Annotated in this window: 17 protein-coding genes, 1 tRNA gene and 2 pseudogenes; 11 read left to right on the top strand and 9 right to left on the bottom strand. The window is 66.9% G+C overall.

Annotated elements, in window-relative coordinates; all coding sequences use genetic code 11:
* The 3 genes from NKF06_RS14210 to NKF06_RS14200 form a co-directional block, all read right to left on the bottom strand.
* The coding region (locus tag NKF06_RS14210; RefSeq protein WP_253245774.1) for an alanine--tRNA ligase-related protein at positions 1 to 1,120 on the bottom strand (1,120 nt) is incomplete at its 3' end.
* Positions 1,121 to 1,155: 35 nt separating this feature from the next.
* Positions 1,156 to 1,677, bottom strand: a complete 522-nt coding sequence (locus tag NKF06_RS14205) for a multiprotein-bridging factor 1 family protein (RefSeq protein ID WP_058828328.1) — start codon at positions 1,675 to 1,677, stop codon at positions 1,156 to 1,158.
* 274 nt (positions 1,678 to 1,951) lie between these two features.
* Positions 1,952 to 2,036: transfer RNA gene (locus NKF06_RS14200), tRNA-Leu, on the bottom strand.
* 143 nt (positions 2,037 to 2,179) lie between these two features.
* Here NKF06_RS14200 and NKF06_RS14195 point away from each other — a divergent pair.
* Positions 2,180 to 2,740 (top strand): DUF420 domain-containing protein, encoded by a 561-nt coding sequence (locus NKF06_RS14195; protein WP_058828327.1) that lies wholly within the window; start codon positions 2,180 to 2,182, stop codon positions 2,738 to 2,740.
* 337 nt (positions 2,741 to 3,077) lie between these two features.
* Here the strand turns inward: NKF06_RS14195 and purF are convergent, their stop codons facing one another.
* The 3 genes from purF to NKF06_RS14180 form a co-directional block, all read right to left on the bottom strand.
* On the bottom strand, positions 3,078 to 4,559 hold the full coding sequence (purF, locus tag NKF06_RS14190) for an amidophosphoribosyltransferase (RefSeq protein WP_253245773.1): 1,482 nt from the start codon (positions 4,557 to 4,559) through the stop codon (positions 3,078 to 3,080).
* 395 nt (positions 4,560 to 4,954) lie between these two features.
* Positions 4,955 to 5,131, bottom strand: coding sequence for a 50S ribosomal protein L37e (locus tag NKF06_RS14185; protein WP_004042936.1), 177 nt, complete (start codon positions 5,129 to 5,131; stop codon positions 4,955 to 4,957).
* Entirely contained in the window at positions 5,128 to 5,358 is a 231-nt protein-coding gene (locus tag NKF06_RS14180; RefSeq protein ID WP_004042938.1) for an LSM domain-containing protein, read from the bottom strand. The genes NKF06_RS14185 and NKF06_RS14180 overlap by 4 nt, the downstream gene beginning before the upstream one ends.
* 382 nt (positions 5,359 to 5,740) lie before the next feature.
* Between NKF06_RS14180 and NKF06_RS14175 the strand changes: the two genes are divergently transcribed.
* From NKF06_RS14175 to NKF06_RS14160, 4 genes are all read left to right on the top strand, one after another.
* Complete coding sequence (locus NKF06_RS14175; protein WP_004974618.1) at positions 5,741 to 7,093, top strand: ribonuclease J; 1,353 nt, start codon at positions 5,741 to 5,743, stop codon at positions 7,091 to 7,093.
* Positions 7,093 to 8,139 (top strand): polyprenyl synthetase family protein, encoded by a 1,047-nt coding sequence (locus NKF06_RS14170; RefSeq protein WP_058828325.1) that lies wholly within the window; start codon positions 7,093 to 7,095, stop codon positions 8,137 to 8,139. The genes NKF06_RS14175 and NKF06_RS14170 overlap by 1 nt, the downstream gene beginning before the upstream one ends.
* Before the next feature lie 180 nt (positions 8,140 to 8,319).
* Positions 8,320 to 10,077 (top strand): glutamate--tRNA ligase, encoded by a 1,758-nt coding sequence (locus tag NKF06_RS14165; RefSeq protein WP_058828324.1) that lies wholly within the window; start codon positions 8,320 to 8,322, stop codon positions 10,075 to 10,077.
* A gap of 66 nt (positions 10,078 to 10,143) precedes the next feature.
* Positions 10,144 to 10,803 (top strand): cyclase family protein, encoded by a 660-nt coding sequence (locus NKF06_RS14160; RefSeq protein WP_253245772.1) that lies wholly within the window; start codon positions 10,144 to 10,146, stop codon positions 10,801 to 10,803.
* A 28-nt stretch (positions 10,804 to 10,831) separates the two neighbouring features.
* Here the strand turns inward: NKF06_RS14160 and NKF06_RS14155 are convergent, their stop codons facing one another.
* Positions 10,832 to 11,311 carry a DUF456 domain-containing protein gene (locus NKF06_RS14155; protein ID WP_058828322.1) on the bottom strand — a complete coding sequence of 160 codons (480 nt, stop codon included), beginning with the start codon at positions 11,309 to 11,311 and terminating at the stop codon, positions 10,832 to 10,834.
* A gap of 167 nt (positions 11,312 to 11,478) precedes the next feature.
* On the opposite strand from NKF06_RS14155, the gene NKF06_RS14150 reads away from it, so the two are divergent.
* From NKF06_RS14150 to NKF06_RS14125, 6 genes and pseudogenes are all read left to right on the top strand, one after another.
* Positions 11,479 to 11,808, top strand: coding sequence for a ferredoxin family protein (locus NKF06_RS14150; protein ID WP_253245771.1), 330 nt, complete (start codon positions 11,479 to 11,481; stop codon positions 11,806 to 11,808).
* Between the two features lie 130 nt (positions 11,809 to 11,938).
* A complete protein-coding gene (locus NKF06_RS14145) occupies positions 11,939 to 12,820 on the top strand; it encodes an electron transfer flavoprotein subunit beta/FixA family protein (protein WP_253245770.1) in 882 nt (293 codons plus the stop codon).
* A gap of 2 nt (positions 12,821 to 12,822) precedes the next feature.
* Positions 12,823 to 14,550 carry an electron transfer flavoprotein subunit alpha/FixB family protein gene (locus tag NKF06_RS14140; RefSeq protein WP_253245769.1) on the top strand — a complete coding sequence of 576 codons (1,728 nt, stop codon included), beginning with the start codon at positions 12,823 to 12,825 and terminating at the stop codon, positions 14,548 to 14,550.
* Positions 14,547 to 16,211: an FAD-dependent monooxygenase gene (locus NKF06_RS14135; RefSeq protein ID WP_253245768.1), complete on the top strand. Its 1,665-nt coding sequence runs from the start codon at positions 14,547 to 14,549 to the stop codon at positions 16,209 to 16,211. Before NKF06_RS14140 ends, NKF06_RS14135 begins: the two co-directional genes overlap by 4 nt.
* A gap of 13 nt (positions 16,212 to 16,224) precedes the next feature.
* Positions 16,225 to 16,666, top strand: a pseudogene (locus NKF06_RS14130) (hypothetical protein).
* Positions 16,667 to 16,763: 97 nt separating this feature from the next.
* Positions 16,764 to 17,498 carry a GNAT family N-acetyltransferase gene (locus NKF06_RS14125; protein WP_253245767.1) on the top strand — a complete coding sequence of 245 codons (735 nt, stop codon included), beginning with the start codon at positions 16,764 to 16,766 and terminating at the stop codon, positions 17,496 to 17,498.
* 130 nt (positions 17,499 to 17,628) lie between these two features.
* Here NKF06_RS14125 and NKF06_RS14120 read toward each other — a convergent pair whose 3' ends face one another.
* Together NKF06_RS14120 and NKF06_RS14115 are read right to left on the bottom strand one after the other, a co-directional pair.
* Positions 17,629 to 17,793, bottom strand: a complete 165-nt coding sequence (locus tag NKF06_RS14120) for a hypothetical protein (RefSeq protein WP_172795821.1) — start codon at positions 17,791 to 17,793, stop codon at positions 17,629 to 17,631.
* A gap of 78 nt (positions 17,794 to 17,871) precedes the next feature.
* Positions 17,872 to 18,235: pseudogene (locus NKF06_RS14115) on the bottom strand (tRNA(Met) cytidine acetyltransferase); the annotation flags it as partial.

Raw genomic sequence — 18,235 nt, 5'->3', positions numbered from 1 at the left:
CGCCGCCACCGCCGCCGCCGAACTCGTCTGTCACCTCGGCGACGACATCCCCGGCGGCCGCGTCACCGGCGCTGGCGACGACGACGAACGGTGCATCGGACTCGCCGACGGCGACGAGCACGTCCGCGCCGTCGCGGGCCTCCTTGGCCGCATCGCCGACCTCGTTCGCATCGAAGCCGGAGACCGCGCCGACTTTCCACGTCAACCCGTCGCGTTCGACCGTCTCGAAGTCCGCGAGTCGGGAGCGCAGTACCTCGGACTTCAGGTCGGCGAGTTCGAACTCCAGTTCTTCGCGCGCGGCCGCGACGGTGGCGGCCGACTCTCCGAGACCGTCGAGGTTCGTCCCGAGCGCTCGGGCGGCCTCGTAGGTGGACGTTCGAACCGCGGCGCGGCGGTCGATAGCCGAGGGGCCGACCGCGAACTCGACGCGGGTGAGTCCCTCGCCGGGGTTCGACCGGCCGAGCACCTCGACCGGCCCGATTTCGACGGTGTTCGAGACGTGCGTCCCGCCGCAGGCCGCCCAGTCCCAGCCGTCGATGGAGACGACTCGGACCTCGTCGGCGTCGGCGAAGACGCCCTCCTCGGTCTTGACGTTGAACGCGATTTCCTCGCGCTCGCGGGCCTCCGAGACGGGAATCTCCTCCCACGACACCTCGCGGCTGTCCCACACCGCTCGATTGACGAGGCGCTCCAGTTCGACGAGCGCGTCGTCGTCGACCTCGGTCGAGGTCTCGAAGTCGACGCGGACCTTCTCCGCGGAGATGTCGAAGCCGCCGTAGCCGAGGTCGTCGAAGATGCGGCGACCCGCGCCGTAGAGAACGTGACTGGCGGTGTGCGCCCGCATGCAGTACGTCCGGAAGTCGTCGTCGACGACGCCCGTCACCTCGTCGCCGACGCCGAAATCAGGGTCGGCCGCGAGGTCGTGGACGACCGCGCCGTCGGCGTCCGTGCGGACGTGTTCGACGTCGACGCCGCCGAGAACGCCCCGGTCCGCGGGCTGACCGCCGCCTTCGGGGTAGAAGTACGTCTCGTCGAGGACGACCGACCGACCGTCGACGCGCGTCACCGTCGCGTCGAACGCCCGGACTGTCGGGGACTCGGGTGCGAGTGAGTCGGACATATGCGCGTCGAGACGCCCGACCGAGAAAAATCGTGCTACTCGTCGACGAGGGTCACGTCGAGGCGCTCTTCGAGGGCGCGGATGGCCGAGCCGCCGACGTTCGCCCGGGTGGCGCGGCCCTGTTCGATAGCGAGTAGTTGCTTCTCGTCGAGGTCGAGTTCGTCGGCGAGGTCGGCGAGTTGGAGGCCGGCGTCCTGCCGGGCGGACTCGACGACACCGCCGTAGCCGGAGACGAGGTAGGGGAGCCGGTCTTTCTCGTAGTTCGTCCCCTTTTCCTCCCAGTGCTTGGAGTCGCCCTTCGCGCTATCGTACATCTTGGCGGTGCGCTGGGCGGCGCGTTTCTTGCGGTTCCGCTCGGAGCCGTCGCGCGAGGAGTCGGTCGACTCGCTCTTTCGGTCCGCGTGGCGGTTCTCGCCGTGCGGCGCGCAGTCCGGGCAGACGAGCAGGTCCGCGCCGGCCACGTTCGCGCGCCGGAGCTTCGCGGTGCTACGCCCGCAGAGTTCGCAACTGTCGCCGTCGCCGCCACCACCGCCCCGGTTGGTCGAGTACTTGGCCATGCCGCGTGTTACTCGTTCGACCCTTTTAAACTCGCGGCACGTGGAGACCGCCGGCGTCGGAAGTCGAGGGCGGCACGGCCGCTGTCCGGTGAATAGCGAGAACCCCAGAGAGGAGTCCCTCTCCGGAGAGTGAGTCAGAGAAACCCAGAGAGAAATATCTCAGGGGTGTAGTTTCGTGGAAGGATTGTGCGTGGGTGATGTCCGTGTAGGGACGTCACCTGCATCATTCGGCGGCTACGCCGCCTCATTGCGGACTGTGAGCCCGCACATGCGATGCGTGGGACCGGATTTGAACCGGCGGACCTCTACAGGACAGCGCCCTCAACGCTGCGCCGTTGGCCTGGCTTGGCTACCCACGCTCGCTGTGTCTTGCTGCACTCTCGTTTACCCCGCGGTAATTTAAATGACTTTCCTTTCGACTCGACAATGTCGGGCGTTTGCAGGCGCCGTGCCGCGGGCGGGCGACCGAACGATTTTGGCCTCGCAGCACCCGGATACGCCTATGGAGTTCCGAGCACGCGACCACGTCCGCGGACTGACTGCGATTCTCTCGGTGCTGTCGCTCGCGCTCGTCTTCGGCGCGGCGCTCGGTGCGATTCCCCGCGCCGCGATTCCGACTGTTCCCGAGGCCGTGCTGAACGCGATTCCGCACGTGAACGCGGTCATCAGCACTGTCGCCATCGTCACCATCCTCGCCGGCGTCCGGTTCGTCCGCCGCGGCGAAATCGAGCGTCACCGGCGCATGATGCTCACGTCGTTCCTCCTCTTTGCGACGTTCCTCGTCCTCTATCTCTACAAGGTCGTCGTCCAGGGGACCGCCGAGTTCCCCGGCCCCGACGCGGTCTACCAGTTCGTCTACCTCCCGACGCTGGCGATTCACATCCTCCTCGCAGTCGTCTGTGTCCCCGTCGTCTACTACGCGTTGCTGTTGGCGCTGACGCGACCGATAACCGAGGTCTTCGGCACCGAACACGCCCGGTTCGGCCGCGTCGCCGCGTCGCTGTGGCTCGTCTCGTTCGTCCTCGGAAACGTCGTCTACGTCCTCCTCTACGTCGTCTACTGAGACGAGTGTGGCGAGCGCCGTCGCTCGGGCGTTCAAAGGGAGTACCCGCCCGACGCCCGCGGCGGGGCGCGCGGCCCGAGGGCCACTGATTCGGACGGGTGGTAGTACGTGGTGCGACCGGCAGGTCACAGAGACGGGGCGTGCGGGCCCTCCCGCGGCGTTCCACCGCCCCGTCGATTCGCACTCCGTACTCCGCTCGCAACCCGGTCCTCGGCGAGTCGGAGTACGGTTCGAACCACGGGCGCGAGAGAAAAGAAAGGCGGCGTTGACTATGCTATCGAGGCTCTCGGTGACTGTCAGACGGAGCGATAGGTCGGGGGAACGAGACGGGTGAGACTCAGTCGCTTAGCGGCGCTTCGGCACCGACGACGGGGCGACTCACGTCGCGGTCGGTCTCCTCGCCGTCGATCTCGTAGGGATACTCACCGGTGACACAGCCGAGACAGAGGTCGGCGCGGGACTTTTCGAGCACCTCGGCGACGGCGTCGATAGAGAGGTAACCGAGGCTGTCGGCGTCGATAGTGTCGCGGACCTCCTCGACGGACTTGTCCGAGGCGATGAGTTCCTCGCGGGTGGCCATGTTGATTCCCATGTAGCAGGGCGCGACGATGGGCGGCGCGCCGATGCGCATGTGGACCTCGGTCGCGCCGGCGTCGTACAGCAGTTGCACGAGCTGATTCGAGGTCGTCCCGCGGACGATGCTGTCGTCGATGAGCGTCACGGACTTGCCCTCGACGGTGCTCTTGATGGGGTTAAGCTTGAGGCGGACGGCGCGTTCGCGCTCGTCTTGGGTCGGCATGATGAACGTCCGGCCGACGTAGCGGTTCTTCATCAGCCCCTCGGCGAACTCGACGGTCGCGTCGTCTTCCTGTGCGGCCTCGGCGTAGCCGGAGGCGAACGCGCGGCCCGAGTCGGGGACGGGCATGACAACGTCGGTGTCGACGCCGTTTTCGTCCCAGAGCTTCCGGCCGAGCCCGCGGCGGACCTCGTAGACGAGCGTGTCGTTCATCACGGAGTCCGGGCGGGCGAAGTAGATGTGTTCGAAAAAGCAGTGGGCCGTGTTGTCGCGTTCGACCAGTTGATACGAGTCGAAGCCGCTTCCGTCGGGGTCGAGGACGACGAGTTCGCCCGGTTTCACGTCGCGGACGAGTTCGCCGTCGAGCGTGTCGATGGCGGCCGACTCGGAGGCGAGCACGTAGCCGTCGTCGAGCTTCCCGATACAGAGCGGTCGATTTCCTTCGGGGTCGCGCACGCCGAGGACCGTCTCGTCGTGCATGATGGTGAGCGCGTACGAGCCGTGGATTCGCTCCATAGTCCGCTTGACGGCGCGGACGAGGTCCTCTTCGAGGAGATTGCGCGCGAGGTCGTGGGCGATGACCTCGGTGTCGCCCGTGGAGGTGAACGCGTGGCCGAAGTTCTCCAGTTCGTCGCGGAGTTCGTCGGCGTTGACGAGGTTGCCGTTGTGCGCGAGGCCGAGCGACCCCGACTTGAACGAGACGGCGAACGGCTGGGCGCACGACTTCGACACGTCGCCGGCGGTGGGGTAGCGGACGTGACCGATGCCCGCCTCGCCCTTCAGGCCGTCGAGGTCGTCGGCACCGAACGCGTCGCCGACGAGACCCATCTGGACGTGACTGTGCTGTTGGAACCCGTCGTGGGTGACGATGCCTGCGGACTCTTGGCCCCGGTGCTGGAGGGCGTACAGCGAGTAGTACAGGGGCCGTGCGGCGTCTCGACCGCCGAGTGCGACGCCGACGACACCGCACTTCTCGGTCGGTCCGCCGATGTGGTGGTGGGAGTCGTCCCGCCCAGTTACCATGGAAGATGGTAGAGAGTCGAGGGGGTAAAAAACCCGTCCTTATGCAGTAACGGCGGGTTTCGAAACCGGGAAATATACACATTAGTGCATAAGTCGGCGAGCGTCGGCGACTGCGAGGCGGCGTGCGACCCACACGAGACGGGAGACGTGACATGGGAATAGACCCACCCGTGACCGCGACTCGTCGCCCGCGAGGACAGCGACGGCTCAACGGGTAGTAGTGATGAAACTGGTGACAAAATCTGAACGCGAGTCGAAGGTGCAGAGAGGATGCCGTACTCGGTGCTAGCGAGTGTCACTGTCGGGAAAACAAACCGGGAGTCAGGAACGCGGATTCGTTCTCGCCGCAGACGGCGAGAGAGAAGACAGAGACGGTCTGAGACCGTCGAGAGTCGTTAGTTGTCGCCGGACTTCGACTGCCAGGCGTAGCTCCGACGCTTCTTCGACTTACCGAAGCCGCAAGACGAGCAGACCTTCTTCTTCACGTGGTAGGACTTCTCGCCGCAGCGACGGCACTTGACGTGCGTCGTCTTGTTCTTCTTTCCTTGGCTGGGGGTTCCTGCACCCGTCATGCTTTGATGGTGACGACGTTATCGCCGCGTATAATGGTTGTGTCTTGGACTTGCTCGAGTTCGATATCCCCGGGCACAGTGTCTTCGTCCAGCGCTTCTTCGAGTACGACGTTCATGTGCTGGTCGTAACCAGCGAGGACGCCGAAGTACGCGTTTCCGTCCTTGAGGAGAACCGTCACCGGCTCGTCGAGTGACGCTTCGAGGACGTCGAGGGGTCGGCCGCTCATGCATCAAATCCGTCTCGTAGTTATCTTAAATGTGCCGGACCGACAGTGCGAGATGGCCGTCGAATCCGATCGTCCGGGTTGAAATCGTCGTCGAGCGAGGGAATCTTCGTCTCACGTGAGACGTTCTCTCACGAGCCCGGGCGTGCGGGCGCGGTGAACCCACGTAGTTTTTAGTACCCCCGTGAGTAGAACTCAGTACCAGAAACCCGCGGGTAAGTGCGGGCGCGCCCAAATCGACCGGTTCGGGCCGTCTCGTACGCGGGGTCATTCGACCGACGAGCTGCAAGACGCCGGGGCCGGTGGCCCCCAGACACCCGTCTTTCCGTGAGCACCTTCGCCACATCGTGGCTTTCGATGCTCGGAATATCGAGACACACAAACCATGGAAATCGAAATCGCAACCATAGGCGGATACGAAGAAGTCGGCCGTCAGATGACGGCCGTCCGTGCCGGAGACGACGTCGTCGTCTTCGACATGGGTCTCAACCTGTCGCAGGTCCTCATCCACGACAACGTCGAGACCGAAAAGATGCACAGCCTCGACCTCATCGACATGGGCGCTATCCCGGACGACCGGGTCATGAGCGACCTCGAAGGAGACGTGCAGGCCATCGTCCCCACGCACGGTCACCTCGACCACATCGGTGCCATCTCCAAGCTCGCTCACCGCTACGACGCCCCCGTCGTCGCGACGCCCTTCACCATCGAACTGGTGAAACAGCAGATTGAGGGCGAGAACAAGTTCAACGTCAACAACGACCTCGTCAAGATGGAAGCCGGCGAGACGATGTCCATCGGCGACTCCGGCAACGTGGAACTCGAATTCGTCCACGTCACCCACTCCATCATTGACGCCATCAACCCGGTCGTCCACACGCCCGAGGGCGCTGTCGTCTACGGTCTCGACAAGCGCATGGACCACTCGCCGGTCCTCGAAGACCCCATCGACATGAAGCGCTTCCGCGAGATCGGTCGCGAGGGCAACGGCGTGCTCGCGTACATCGAAGACTGTACGAACGCCGGCCGGAAGGGCCGCACGCCCTCCGAATCCGTCGCGCGCCGCCACCTCAAAGACGTGATGACCTCCGTCGAGGACTACGACGGCGGCATCGTGGCGACGACGTTCTCGTCGCACATCTCCCGGGTCTCCTCGCTCGTCGAGTTCGCCAAGGACATCGGCCGCCAGCCGGTCCTCCTCGGCCGCTCGATGGAGAAGTACTCCGGCACCGCCGAGCGCCTCGGCTTCGTCGACCTCCCCGACGACCTCGGGATGTACGGCCACCGCAAGTCCGTCGACCGCACCTTCAAGCGAATCATGAAGGAGGGCAAGGAGAACTACCTGCCCATCGTCACGGGTCACCAGGGCGAGCCGCGCGCGATGCTCACCCGTATGGGCCGCGGCGAGACGCCGTACGAGATTGACGACGGCGACAAGGTCATCTTCTCGGCGCGGGTCATCCCGGAGCCGACGAACGAGGGCCAGCGCTACCAGTCCGAACGCCTCCTGCGCATGCAGGGCGCGCGCATCTACGACGAGATTCACGTCTCGGGCCACCTCCGCGAGGAGGGGCACTACGAGATGCTGCAGGCGCTCCAGCCCCAGCACGTCATCCCGGCTCACCAGAACCTGAAAGGCTTCGCTCCGTACGTGGACCTCGCCGAGAGTCAGGGCTACGCCCTCGGTCGCGACGTCCACGTCACGCGGAACGGCAACATGATTCAGCTGGTGGAGTGATGACTCCCGACGCGACGGAAAAGCGGGTGCTCGAGGCGATTCGCGAGCGACGCGAACTCGTCAACGACGCGCTCGACGAGGACGTACCGATGGCCGAGCCGGAACGGCTCTACGAGGCCTCCCGGTACCTCCTGAAAGCCGGCGGCAAGCGCCTTCGGCCGACCGTCTCACTCCTGACCGCGGAGTCCCTCGCGGACGTCGAACCGATGTCGGAGGACTACCGGGCGTTCCCGACGCTCGCGGGCGACCCCATCGACGTGATGGTCGCGGCCGTGAGCATCGAGGTCATCCAGTCGTTCACGCTCATCCACGACGACATCATGGACGACGACGACCTCCGTCGCGGCGTTCCGGCGGTCCACAAGGAGTACGACAACTCGACCGCCATCCTCGCCGGCGACACGCTGTACGCCAAGGCGTTCGAGCTCCTGACGAAGACCGGCGCTGACCCCGCCGACGGCCTCGAAGCCGTCCGCCGACTCGCGACCACCTGCACGCAGATCTGCGAGGGGCAGGCGCTCGACATCGAGTTCGAGCGCCGCACCGAGGTGCTCCCCGACGAGTACCTCCAGATGGTCGAACTGAAGACGGCCGTCCTCTACGGGACCGCGGCCGCCGTTCCGGCGGTCATCATGGGTGCCGACGACGAGGTCGTCGAGGCGCTCTACCAGTACGGCATCGAGTCCGGCAGCGCGTTCCAGATTCAAGACGACGTGCTCGACTTGACCGTGCCGTCGGAGCAGCTCGGTAAACAGCGCGGCTCGGACCTCGTGGAGAACAAAGAGACCATCATCTCCCTCCACGCGCGCCAGCAGGGCATCGACGTGGACGACCTCGTCGACGCCGAGACGGCCGAGGAACTCACCGAGGAAGCCGTCGAAGCCGCCGTCGCAGAACTGAACGAGGCGGGCAGCATCGACTACGCCCGCGAGATGGCAGAAGACCTCACCGAACAGGCCAAGTCGCGGCTCGACGTCCTCCCGGACAACGAGGCCCGCGAGCTGCTCTGCGACATCGCGGACTACCTCATCACCCGCGGCTACTGAGCGCGCGGCGTCGCCGCGAGTCGCGGCCGCGAGAATCTCTTCTTCGGTCGTTCCGTCCCCGAGTTCCGCCGTAACTCATATTTACTCTGAAGTGCTAACATTTCACGTACCCCTGCCCGCGCGAGGACCCTTCCCCGCAATCCGGGCCTGTTTTTAGGCGCGCCGCGGAAGCGAACGGTAATGGACGACGAGCTTCGAGAGCGCATCGAGCGAGAGGCCGAGAAGCACGCGCTTCTCAACGCAGTCAAACACGACAGCGACGCCGACGTGGGCGCGATTATGGGCCCGCTGATGGGCGAGAACCCCGACTTCCGACAGCACGGCGGCGAGATTCCGGGGCTCATCGGCCCCGTCGTCGCCGAGGTCAACCAGCTGTCCGCCGACGAAAAGCGCGACCGACTCGAAGACCTCGCGCCCGAGGAACTCGCCGAGATGGAAGCCGAGGAGGAGGCCGACGAGTCGCTGCTCCCCGACCTCCCGAACGCCGAGGCGTACGACGAGGTCCGCATGCGCGCCGCGCCGAACCCCAACGGCCCGTGGCACCTCGGCCACGCCCGCATGCCCGCGGTCATCGGGACGTACAAGGAGATGTACGACGGCTCCTTTATCGTCCGGTTCGACGACACCGACCCGGAGACGAAGCGGCCGGACCTGACGGCGTACGACGCCATCCTCGACGACATCGACTACCTCGGGTTCGAGCCCGACGACGTGATTCGCGCCTCCGACCGGGTGGAGACGTACTACGACTACGCCCGCGAACTCATCGAGATGGGCGGCGCGTACACCTGCTCGTGTTCGGGCGAGGCGTTCTCGAACCTGAAGAACGACGGAAAGCCGTGTCCGCACCGCGACAAGGACACCGAGACGACCCGCGAGGAGTTCGAGGACATGGTCGCAGGCGAGTACAGTTCGGGCGAGATGGTCCTCCGCGTCAAGACCGACATCGAACACAAGAACCCCGCGCTGCGCGACTGGGTCGCCTTCCGCATGATAGACACGCCGCACCCCCGCGAGGAGGCGGCTGACTACCGCGCGTGGCCGATGCTCGACTTCCAGTCCGGCGTCGACGACCACCTCACGGGCGTCACCCACATCATCCGCGGTATCGACCTTCAGGACTCCGCGAAGCGCCAGCAGTTCGTCTACGACTACTTCGGCTGGGACTACCCCGAGGTCGTCCACTGGGGCCACGTGCAGGTCGACGCCTACGACGTGAAGATGTCCACGTCGAGCATCAAGGAACTCATCGACGCGGGCGAGGTCGAGGGCTGGGACGACCCGCGTGTGCCGACCATCAAGAGCCTCCGCCGCCGCGGCATCCGCGGGCAGGCCATCGTAGACGCGATGGTCGGCCTCGGCACCTCCACCTCGAACGTCGACCTCTCGATGTCGACGGTCTACGCGAACAACCGCGACCTCGTCGACGACGAGACGGACCGGTACTTCCTCGTCCGGGACGTCGCCGAGGGAACCTCGGCGGACAGCCAGACTGTGTCTGGCCCGTGTGAGGAGTTCGCCGTCGAGGGCGGCCCCGACAGTGCCCACCCGCCGCTCCACCCGAGCTTCGAGGAGCGCGGCACCCGCGACATCCCCGTCGGCGACAGCGTCCTCCTCGAATCGGGCGACGTGCCCGCCGAGGGCGAGCGCGTCTGGCTGAAGGGCTTCGGCGCGGTCCGCCGCGAGGACGACTCGCTCGTCGCCACCGGCGACGACCTCGACGTGGTCCGCGAGGGCGACGTGGCCGTGATTCACTGGGCTCCGACCGACGGCGTCTCGGTCCGCATGCGTACCATGGACGGCGACGTGACGGGCGTCGCTGAACCCGACTTCGGCGACGTGCCCGAGGACGAACTCGTCCAGTTCGAGCGTGTCGGCTTCGTCCGCGTGGACGACCGCGGCGACGACGAGACGGTCGTCTACTTCGCGCACAAGTAAGCCGAACGACGGACAGTCGCGCTCGACACGAACACTCGTTTTACCCACCACCGCGTAGGGAGTGGTATGACCCTCCTCGACCTCACCCGCCGCGTCGAGACCGGGATGCCGACGTATCCCGGCGACCCGCCCGTCACAGTCGAACCCCACGCTGACTTCGACGCCGACGGCTACCGCGTTTCCCGGCTCGAACTCGGGACCCACGCCGGAACGCACGTCGATGCGCCCGCGCACACCGAACCGGACGGTGCGACCCTCGACGACTTCCCGGTCGACGACCTCCGGTTCACCGCTCGGATCGCCGACTGCCGAGACGCGGGGCCCCGCGGGCGAATCGGGCCGGACGCGATTCCGGAACACCTCGAACCGCGCGTGGACTTCCTCGTGTTCCGAACCGGCTGGGAGGACGAGTGGGGAACCGAACGCATGCCCGACCACCCGGCGCTCGCGCCCGAGACGGCGCACGCCTGCGCGGACCGAGGGCTCTCGGTCGGCACCGACGCACTTAGCCCGGACCCGACCGGCGGCGACGACGTGCCCGCCCACCACGCGATTCTCGGGGCGGGACTGCTCGTCGTCGAGAACCTCTGCGGGTTAGACGCGCTTCCGACCGACCGGACGTTCGACCTGTACGTCATGCCGCTGCGCGTGGACGCCGACGGCGCGCCCGCTCGGGTGGTCGCCGACGCGGAGACGGGGCTGATTCGGCGGCGCGACGAGCAGTAACCCGGTCACGGAGGGAGCCGGGCGGGCCTTAGAACACCACGACGAGGACGAACCCGACGAGCATCGAGAACGTTAACAGCGCCTGCACCGCCGCGGTGGCGAGGACGCCGACCGTGGCGACGAGCGCGCGACGACCGCTCTCTTCCGCGTCCTGGTGTTCGAGGTATTCGAGGGCGAAGACGGTACCAGCGACGCCGACGAAGATGCCGAGCGGGCCGATGAGGAACATGAGCAGGAAGCCGGCGACCCCGGCGACAATCGACGTTCGGGTCGACGCGCCGCCGAACCGCGCGGCGACCATTCCGCCGGCGTAGTCGGTGACGAGCGCGACGAGGCCGACGAGGATGAGCCCGACGAACGCGATGGGTCCGGGGTCCGAAAAGCCGGTCGATACCCAGTAGACGACCACGCCGAGCACGGAGAGGAGCGCGCCGGGAAGCAGTGGCAGTACACTCCCGACGACGCCGAGGACCAAGAGGGCGAGCGCGACCCAGAGGAACACGTCCATACCGAGGTGATTCGGACCGGGGGCTATTCACCCCACCGAGTGGGCGCGTCGAGGCCGTGTGGGGACCGCGGCGCAGGTAGAGGGACCGACTCGCGCGCCGCGTCGCCTGGTTTCCGCCCGTTCGGGGGATAGTTTATTGCCTCTACCGGAATATGTCACTAAGAGTCATGGCTATCGACCCGCAGTTCGAGACAAACAGGGAGAAGGTTGGAGAGGAAAACGGCGTGGCCGTCTGGGGACCGGTCGACCCGCCGGAGAAACACGGTATCCACGGCACGCACGTCGCGGTGGACTTCGACATCTGCCTCGCCGACGGGGCGTGTCTGGAGGACTGCCCCGTGGACGTGTTCACGTGGGTCGACACGCCGGGGCATCCGGAGTCCGACATCAAGGCCGAACCGACCCACGAAGACCAGTGTATCGACTGCATGCTCTGTGTCGACATCTGCCCCGTCGACGCCATCGACGTCGACCCCGGGCGAGCGGGACGCATCTAAGGGAAGAAACCCCGATTTTTTGCGGGCGAGGACGCCGACAGCGACCCCCGTGAGCGGCGCGGACATTCCGGCTACCTAGCACAAAAGATTATTATGAATATGAGCTAGCATTAACGGGAGAGTGTTCTCAATGCACATGGTGGTACTTACGAAAGGTGTGCCCGACTTCCGGGAGGGCCAGGTATCGTTCGACGAAGACGGGCATCTCGAACGGGGGAAGACGCCCACAGTGATGAATCCGAACGACCGCTTCGCGCTGCAGGCGGCGCTGCAGACGCGGGTTCGACACGGCGGGCGAGTGAGCGTGATGAGCATGGGGCCGCCGGGGTACAAGGAGGTGCTACGGGAGGCGATGGAGACGGTGTACGCCGACGACCTCCACCTCATCTCGGACCGCGAGATGGCGGCCGCCGACACGTGGGCGACGGCCATCACGCTCAGCGCGGGCATCGAGACGCTCGGCGAGCCGGACGTAGTGTTCGCCGGGTTCAAGACCGCAGACGGGGAGACGGGCCACACCGGCCCGCAGACGAACTGGTGTCTCGACATGCCGCTGGTCACGCACGTCATCTCCCTCGACATCGACGAGGACGCGGGGACCCTGCGCGCCAAGCGACTGGTCGAAGGCGACATCGAGGAGATAGAGACCGTCGAGACGGAGCTTCCGGCGTTCGTCGTCGCGGACCCCGAGTTCGAGCCGTCGTATCGGACGGCGGGCGAGCGGCTGACGCTGAAGGACCTGCGTGAGGAGACCCAAGCACGCGCCGAAAACTACGAAGAGCACCTGACGGTGCGGGACCACGCCGACATCAACGTCGACCCGGACTACATCGGCCTCGATGGTTCGCCGACCATCGTCTCGTCGGTGGACCCGATTCCGAAAGCGCCGGCCGAGCGGGAGGCCACGATGGTCGACCCCGACGATACGGGTGCCATGCAGGACGTGCTGACCGCGATGCAGTCGGCGGTCGGCGACGACGCTGGCGACGCCGCGGCTGCGGGGGGTGACTGACCGTGACGGACTTCGACCCCGGCGACTACGAGATTTCGGAGCTCGGCCCGGCCATCAAGGACATCGACGACCTCGGTGAGTTAGAGGAGATTCTGCAGGCCGAACACCGCGGGCAGAACCGCGCGCCGGCCGTCGCGCTCATCGAGAGCCGAATCGAGAAGTTCTCCGAGGACGACGACGAGCCGGCCGACGCCGACGAGATGGACCTCGCGTCGATGAGCACTGCAGAGGTCGGGAACGCCCTCCAGAGCGTCGAGGAGGTCTCGGACCTCGAATCGCTCCTCGAACGCGAGGAGGCCGGCGAGGACCGCGACCCGGTGAAACGACTCATCAGAAACCGCATCGACTCCGTGAAGGGAAGCGACGAGGAAGACACGGAAGTCGAGGTGGACGAACGGCCGCCCGAGGAGCGTCACCCGGACCTCGACCACCCGACTCGGGACAAGCGACACGTCCGGTCGCTCCACGGGGGGACCTACCGCGACATGTGGGTCTACTGTGAGACGCAGGCGGGCGAACTCGTGGACGTGTCCAAGGAGATGCTCGGGAAGGCCCGCGAGCTGATGGACACCTACAACGACGACTACACGACCGACGAGCGGGTCGTCGCGGTCCTCATCGGCTCCGACGTGTCGAAGCACGTCGAGGACGTCATCGCCTACGGCGCGGACGTGGCCGTCGTCCGCGAGGACGACCGACTCGAACGCTTCCAGCACAAGCCGTACACCGAGATATTCTGCGACATGGCTCGCGCGGGTGCCACCCACCAGAACTTCGAGGTCCAAGGCGGCCGCGACGAACCGTGGCGCGACTACGACAAGCCGCGGTACGTGCTGTTCCCGGCGACGAACAACGGCCGGGACCTCTCGGCGCTCGTGCAGGCCGAACTCGACTCCGGTCTCGCCAGCGACTGCTCTGGGCTCTACATCACGGAGGAGGTCATCTCGAACCCGGTCAAGACCGGCGTCGCCGGTGAGAAAAAGGAGTTCCAGCGCGTCCTGCACATGAAGCGGCCGGACTTCTCAGGCTTCGAATACTCGACCATCCTCTGTATCGACAACCCGACGCGGGAGTTCCATCCGCAGGGCGCGTCGGTCATCCCGGGGAGCTTCGACCTGCCCGAACCCGACGCCGACCGCGAGGGCCTCGTGGTCGAACACGACGCCCCGCTCGACGACGACTGGTTCCGCGTCACCGTCACGGAGTTCGACCAGCTGGACGAGGGTATCGACCTGACCGGCCACGACGTCATCGTCGCGGTCGGCCGCGGCATCGGCGACGACCCGACGAAGGGTATCGAACTCGCCTTGGACCTCGCCGACCAGTTCGAGGACGCCGAGGTCGGCGTCACCCGCGGCATCGTCACGGGGTCGTTCAACTTCGACGGGCACGTCGAGCAGTACACCCACGAGGACAGACAAATCGGCGAGACGGGGCAGGTCGTCGCGCCGAAACTCTACATCGCGGCGGGTATCTCCGGCGCGGTCCAGCACAAGGTCGGCATGGACGAGTCGGACACCATCGTCGCGGTCAACACCGACCCCGACGCCCGCATCCGCGACTTCTCGGATTACTTCATCGAGGGCGACCTGTTCGAGGTGCTGCCGCGGCTGACGACGGCGCTCAAGGAGGGCCGATTCGAGGCAGCGGTCGCCAGCGACGGGGGAACCGCGCCGATCGGAACGCCCGGCGATGTCGCGGCTGCGGACGAACGGGGTGAGTCGAAATGAGCGATTACGAACACTACGAGGCGCTGGTCGTCGGGGCGGGTCCCGGCGGGGCGGCGGCGGCCGCGACGTTCGCCAACTACGGCATCGAGACGCTCGTCCTCGAACGCGGCGTCGAGGCCGGGTCGAAGAACGTCTCGGGCGGGCTCATCTACGCCGAGGAGTCCGCGCCGTACACCATCGACGACCTCTTTCCGGGGTTCCGCGAGGCGGCCGCCGAGCGGCCCATCACGAAGTACCGCATCCACAACATCGCCGGCGACAAGGTCGAGTCGTTCGACCTCACGGACCTCCACGAACACGACACCGAGTGGTCCGACTCCGTCCTCCGGCGGAAGATGGACTCGTGGCTCGAAGACCGCGTCCACGAGCGGACCCGCGAGACCGGCGGCGGCCTCCTGACGGGCGTCCACGTCAACGGCCTGCTCCGCGAGGAGGGACGCATCGTCGGCGTCACGCTGGACGAACTCGACCCGATAACCGCCGATATCATCGTCGCGGCCGACGGGGTGAACTCCGAACTCGCCCGCGACGCGGGCCTGATGGACTGGGACGAGCCAGACGAGTGGTTCCAGGGCGTCAAGGCGGTCGTCGACATGCCGGAAGACGCCATCGCCGACCGATTCGACGTGGCGGAAGACGAGGGGGCGGCGCACCTGTTCTCGGGCGACCTGTTCGAGGGCGTCCGGGGCGGCGGCTTCCTCTACACGAACCGCGACACGCTGTCGCTCGGGACGGTGTTCCACCTCGACAGCCTCGTCGCGGAGGAGGCGGAGCCGCACGAGCTACTGGACGGGCTTCTGACCCACCCGTTGCTCGCACAGTGGCTCGGCGACGACTACACCGAACTGGAGTACAGCGCGAAACTCGTGCCCGACTCCAAGAAGGTCGCCCTGCGCGAACCGCACTTCGGTCGCCTACTCCTCGTCGGCGACGCGGCCGGCCAGATGCAGGCGCAGGGGCCCATCATCAAGGGGATGAACCACGCCGTCACCGCCGGGGCACTCGCCGCGGAGTCGTACGCGCAGGCCAAATCGCGCAACGAACCGGAGAAGGCGGGGACTCGCTACGCCCGCAAGCTCCGGAGCGAGGGCGTGATGAAGAAGCTCCGGCCCCGCGGCTACGAGCTGCTCCGCGGCGTCGCCGAGGACGACGGCGTGACCAGCGTGGTCGACAGCGTGCTCACCTCGCCGGTCGGGCGCGCCGGTATCCGCGCGCTCTCCGGGCGGCTCGAACGCCTCTACAACGTCCCGACGCTGTCGGCGCTGATGCCGGACACGCGGACGCCCTACGTCACGCTCCCGACGGTCATCGCCGAGGAGTTGGGGACGCGGGTCCGCGACAAGAGTTCGGTGACGCCGCCGGACCTCGAAGCCCGCATCGGCGGACTGACCTACGACACCGACATCGGCAACCCGCACATCACGCTTCGCGACGAGTCCTACGAGGCCAGCGGGGCCGCGGTGGCGGCCTGCCCCGTCTCCGCGGTCGACTTCGGCGGCGGTTGTTACCGCGAGGAGGTCGTCCGGACCAACGGCTCGGAGGAGCGCGTCGTCAGCCTCGACACCCAGCCCTGCGTCGAGTGCGGCACCTGCGCCGTCGTCGCCGACACCGAGTGGACCCACCCGCGCGGCGACAAGGGCGTCGAGTTCAAGTGGGGATGACCGAGGTGAGCCCGTGAGTCGCGACGTGACCCAATCGGAGTCCCGCACCGTCGCCGACGGTCGAGGGGCCGAGGAGCGCCACCCCGAAGACGTTCGGTTCGGGGAGCGCGCAAGAGCCCTCGCCGACGAGGCCCGAGAGGCCCGGGAGTCGTTCGACCCGCCGCCGCCGTCGGCCGCGGACCAGCGCGCGCTCGAATGCGCCCGCGACGGCCGTCGGCCCGGCGGTGTCGCTCTACGTCAGCGCGCGGACGGGCGACCGGCAGGTCTCCTTTACCGGCGAGGAGTTCGAACTGCTCCACCGGGCGATGAACGACTGGCTCACCATGTACGCCCGGTGCTACGGCGTCGACCTCGACGCGGACTTCACGGTCCGAGAGGCCGCCGAAGTCCTGCTGCGGACCCACGACGTGCTCGACACCGCCCAACTGCTGACCTGCGTCCCCGAGAGGCGCTGAGGGCGGCGCACGGGCCCCGATTCACCCGTCGGCTCCACCGACTGTCGTCGGGTCCGGCACGAACAACAATTATAAATCATGAGTGTGATTGTGTACCATGGAAGTAACTGACAGTCTCAACTTCGGACACAAAGACCGCAAGGACATCTACGAGTACATCGAGCGCCACGGGACCGTCCGCGAGGACGAGGTACGGCGGGCGCTCAACTTCGAGCCGGCGGCGCTGGGGGCGCACCTGACCGTCCTGCGACGGGACGGCTACATCCGAAAGGTCGGCAACCACGTGGAGGTGGCCTACGCGCCCGGCGAGGAGGAGACGGTGGAACTCGGCGACCTCGACGTGACGATTCGGATGGCCCAGAACGTCGACTTGGAGAGCCTCGTCGACGCCATCCACGAGGTCGCGGACGAGGGCCGGTACATCGAGGCCGAGACGGTCGCGGACCTACTCGACCACGAGGAGGTCGTCCTCCGACACAACGAGGTCAGTTCCCGGATGGTGTTCGTCGCTACTGTCGCCGACGAACTCGCCGGCTGGGTCCACCTCGATCTGCCCGAGGCGGAGAAGCTGAGCCACACCGCCGTCCTGACGGTCGGCACGCGACCGGAGTTCCGCGGCCACGGCGTCGGGAGCAAACTCCTCGACCGCGGCGTCGAGTGGGCTCGCGAGCGCGGCTTCGAGAAGCTCTACAACAGCGTTCCGGCGACCAACGAGGAGGCCATCGCGTTCCTCGAAGGCCACGGCTGGGAGACCGAAGCCGTCCGCGACGGCCACTACAAGATAGACGGCGACTACGTCGACGAAGTGATGATGGCCGTCTCGCTCCGGTGAGCGCGGACTCGTCCCGTCCCTGACCCCGAAATTTCTGCGCGCTGTCTCTCCCCGCCAGCGACGCGTCGGCTTTCGACTGCCCCGTTTGTGACTGCCCCGCTTGCGACTGCCACGTTCCCGGCCGGTCGCACTACGACCAGTCGTCTTCGGCCCCGTCGAGGGGCTCGGCGACGACGCCGTCCTGCTGGACGAGCGCCCTCGCGTGGGCCGTACAGACGTTCCTGTCGGCGTCCCACGGCACGTAGAGCCTGACGGCCGCGACGTTCTCGCAGTCGGGTTCGCTACACTCGGCCATAGGGGGAGCGTCGGCACCGACGACTATCGGTGTGTCGGCGGGCAAGCGGCTGAGACGCGGCCGCTCCCCCGGCGGGTATCACCGGAATCGCTCGCGTTCCTCGTGGGCTGCGTCGGTGCCGTACTCGTCCACGAGCGGTTCGTAGGCGTCGCCGAGCGCGCGCATGGCACCCGCGGTCGAGTGGAAGTCGAGTTCGTCGGCGACGGCGTCCCACGGCCGCGTCTGGAGGACCTTGCGGACCAGCAGTCGCTCCTCTCGGGGCGTGAGCGAGGCCCGCTCGGGGTTCGTGAGGTGCGCGAGGCTGAGTCGCCGGAACGCGCCGGGCGCGGTCGTGTAGAGCCCCGGCCCGTAGGACGCGCCCACGACGACGCGCCACTCGTACTCGGAGAGGTCCGGTTCGGCGGCGGTACCGACGGCGGCGAGGGCGGCCCGCGCCACGTCG

It is taken from the genome of Haloferax sp. AB510 (genome assembly GCF_024136985.1).
Lineage (GTDB): Archaea > Halobacteriota > Halobacteria > Halobacteriales > Haloferacaceae > Haloferax.
This window is presented reverse-complemented; position numbering and strand designations above follow the sequence as displayed.

Excerpts from the sequence above, each read along its gene's own strand:
- NKF06_RS14205 (WP_058828328.1), bottom strand. The coding sequence starts at position 1,677 with ATGGCCAAGTACTCGACCAACCGGGGCGGTGGTGGCGGCGACGGCGAC.
- NKF06_RS14195 (WP_058828327.1), top strand. The coding sequence starts at position 2,180 with ATGGAGTTCCGAGCACGCGACCACGTCCGCGGACTGACTGCGATTCTC.
- purF (WP_253245773.1), bottom strand. The coding sequence starts at position 4,559 with ATGGTAACTGGGCGGGACGACTCCCACCACCACATCGGCGGACCGACC.
- NKF06_RS14185 (WP_004042936.1), bottom strand. The coding sequence starts at position 5,131 with ATGACGGGTGCAGGAACCCCCAGCCAAGGAAAGAAGAACAAGACGACG.
- NKF06_RS14180 (WP_004042938.1), bottom strand. The coding sequence starts at position 5,358 with ATGAGCGGCCGACCCCTCGACGTCCTCGAAGCGTCACTCGACGAGCCG.
- NKF06_RS14175 (WP_004974618.1), top strand. The coding sequence starts at position 5,741 with ATGGAAATCGAAATCGCAACCATAGGCGGATACGAAGAAGTCGGCCGT.
- NKF06_RS14170 (WP_058828325.1), top strand. The coding sequence starts at position 7,093 with ATGACTCCCGACGCGACGGAAAAGCGGGTGCTCGAGGCGATTCGCGAG.
- NKF06_RS14165 (WP_058828324.1), top strand. The coding sequence starts at position 8,320 with ATGGACGACGAGCTTCGAGAGCGCATCGAGCGAGAGGCCGAGAAGCAC.
- NKF06_RS14160 (WP_253245772.1), top strand. The coding sequence starts at position 10,144 with ATGACCCTCCTCGACCTCACCCGCCGCGTCGAGACCGGGATGCCGACG.
- NKF06_RS14155 (WP_058828322.1), bottom strand. The coding sequence starts at position 11,311 with ATGGACGTGTTCCTCTGGGTCGCGCTCGCCCTCTTGGTCCTCGGCGTC.
- NKF06_RS14150 (WP_253245771.1), top strand. The coding sequence starts at position 11,479 with ATGGCTATCGACCCGCAGTTCGAGACAAACAGGGAGAAGGTTGGAGAG.
- NKF06_RS14145 (WP_253245770.1), top strand. The coding sequence starts at position 11,939 with ATGCACATGGTGGTACTTACGAAAGGTGTGCCCGACTTCCGGGAGGGC.
- NKF06_RS14135 (WP_253245768.1), top strand. The coding sequence starts at position 14,547 with ATGAGCGATTACGAACACTACGAGGCGCTGGTCGTCGGGGCGGGTCCC.
- NKF06_RS14125 (WP_253245767.1), top strand. The coding sequence starts at position 16,764 with ATGGAAGTAACTGACAGTCTCAACTTCGGACACAAAGACCGCAAGGAC.
- NKF06_RS14120 (WP_172795821.1), bottom strand. The coding sequence starts at position 17,793 with ATGGCCGAGTGTAGCGAACCCGACTGCGAGAACGTCGCGGCCGTCAGG.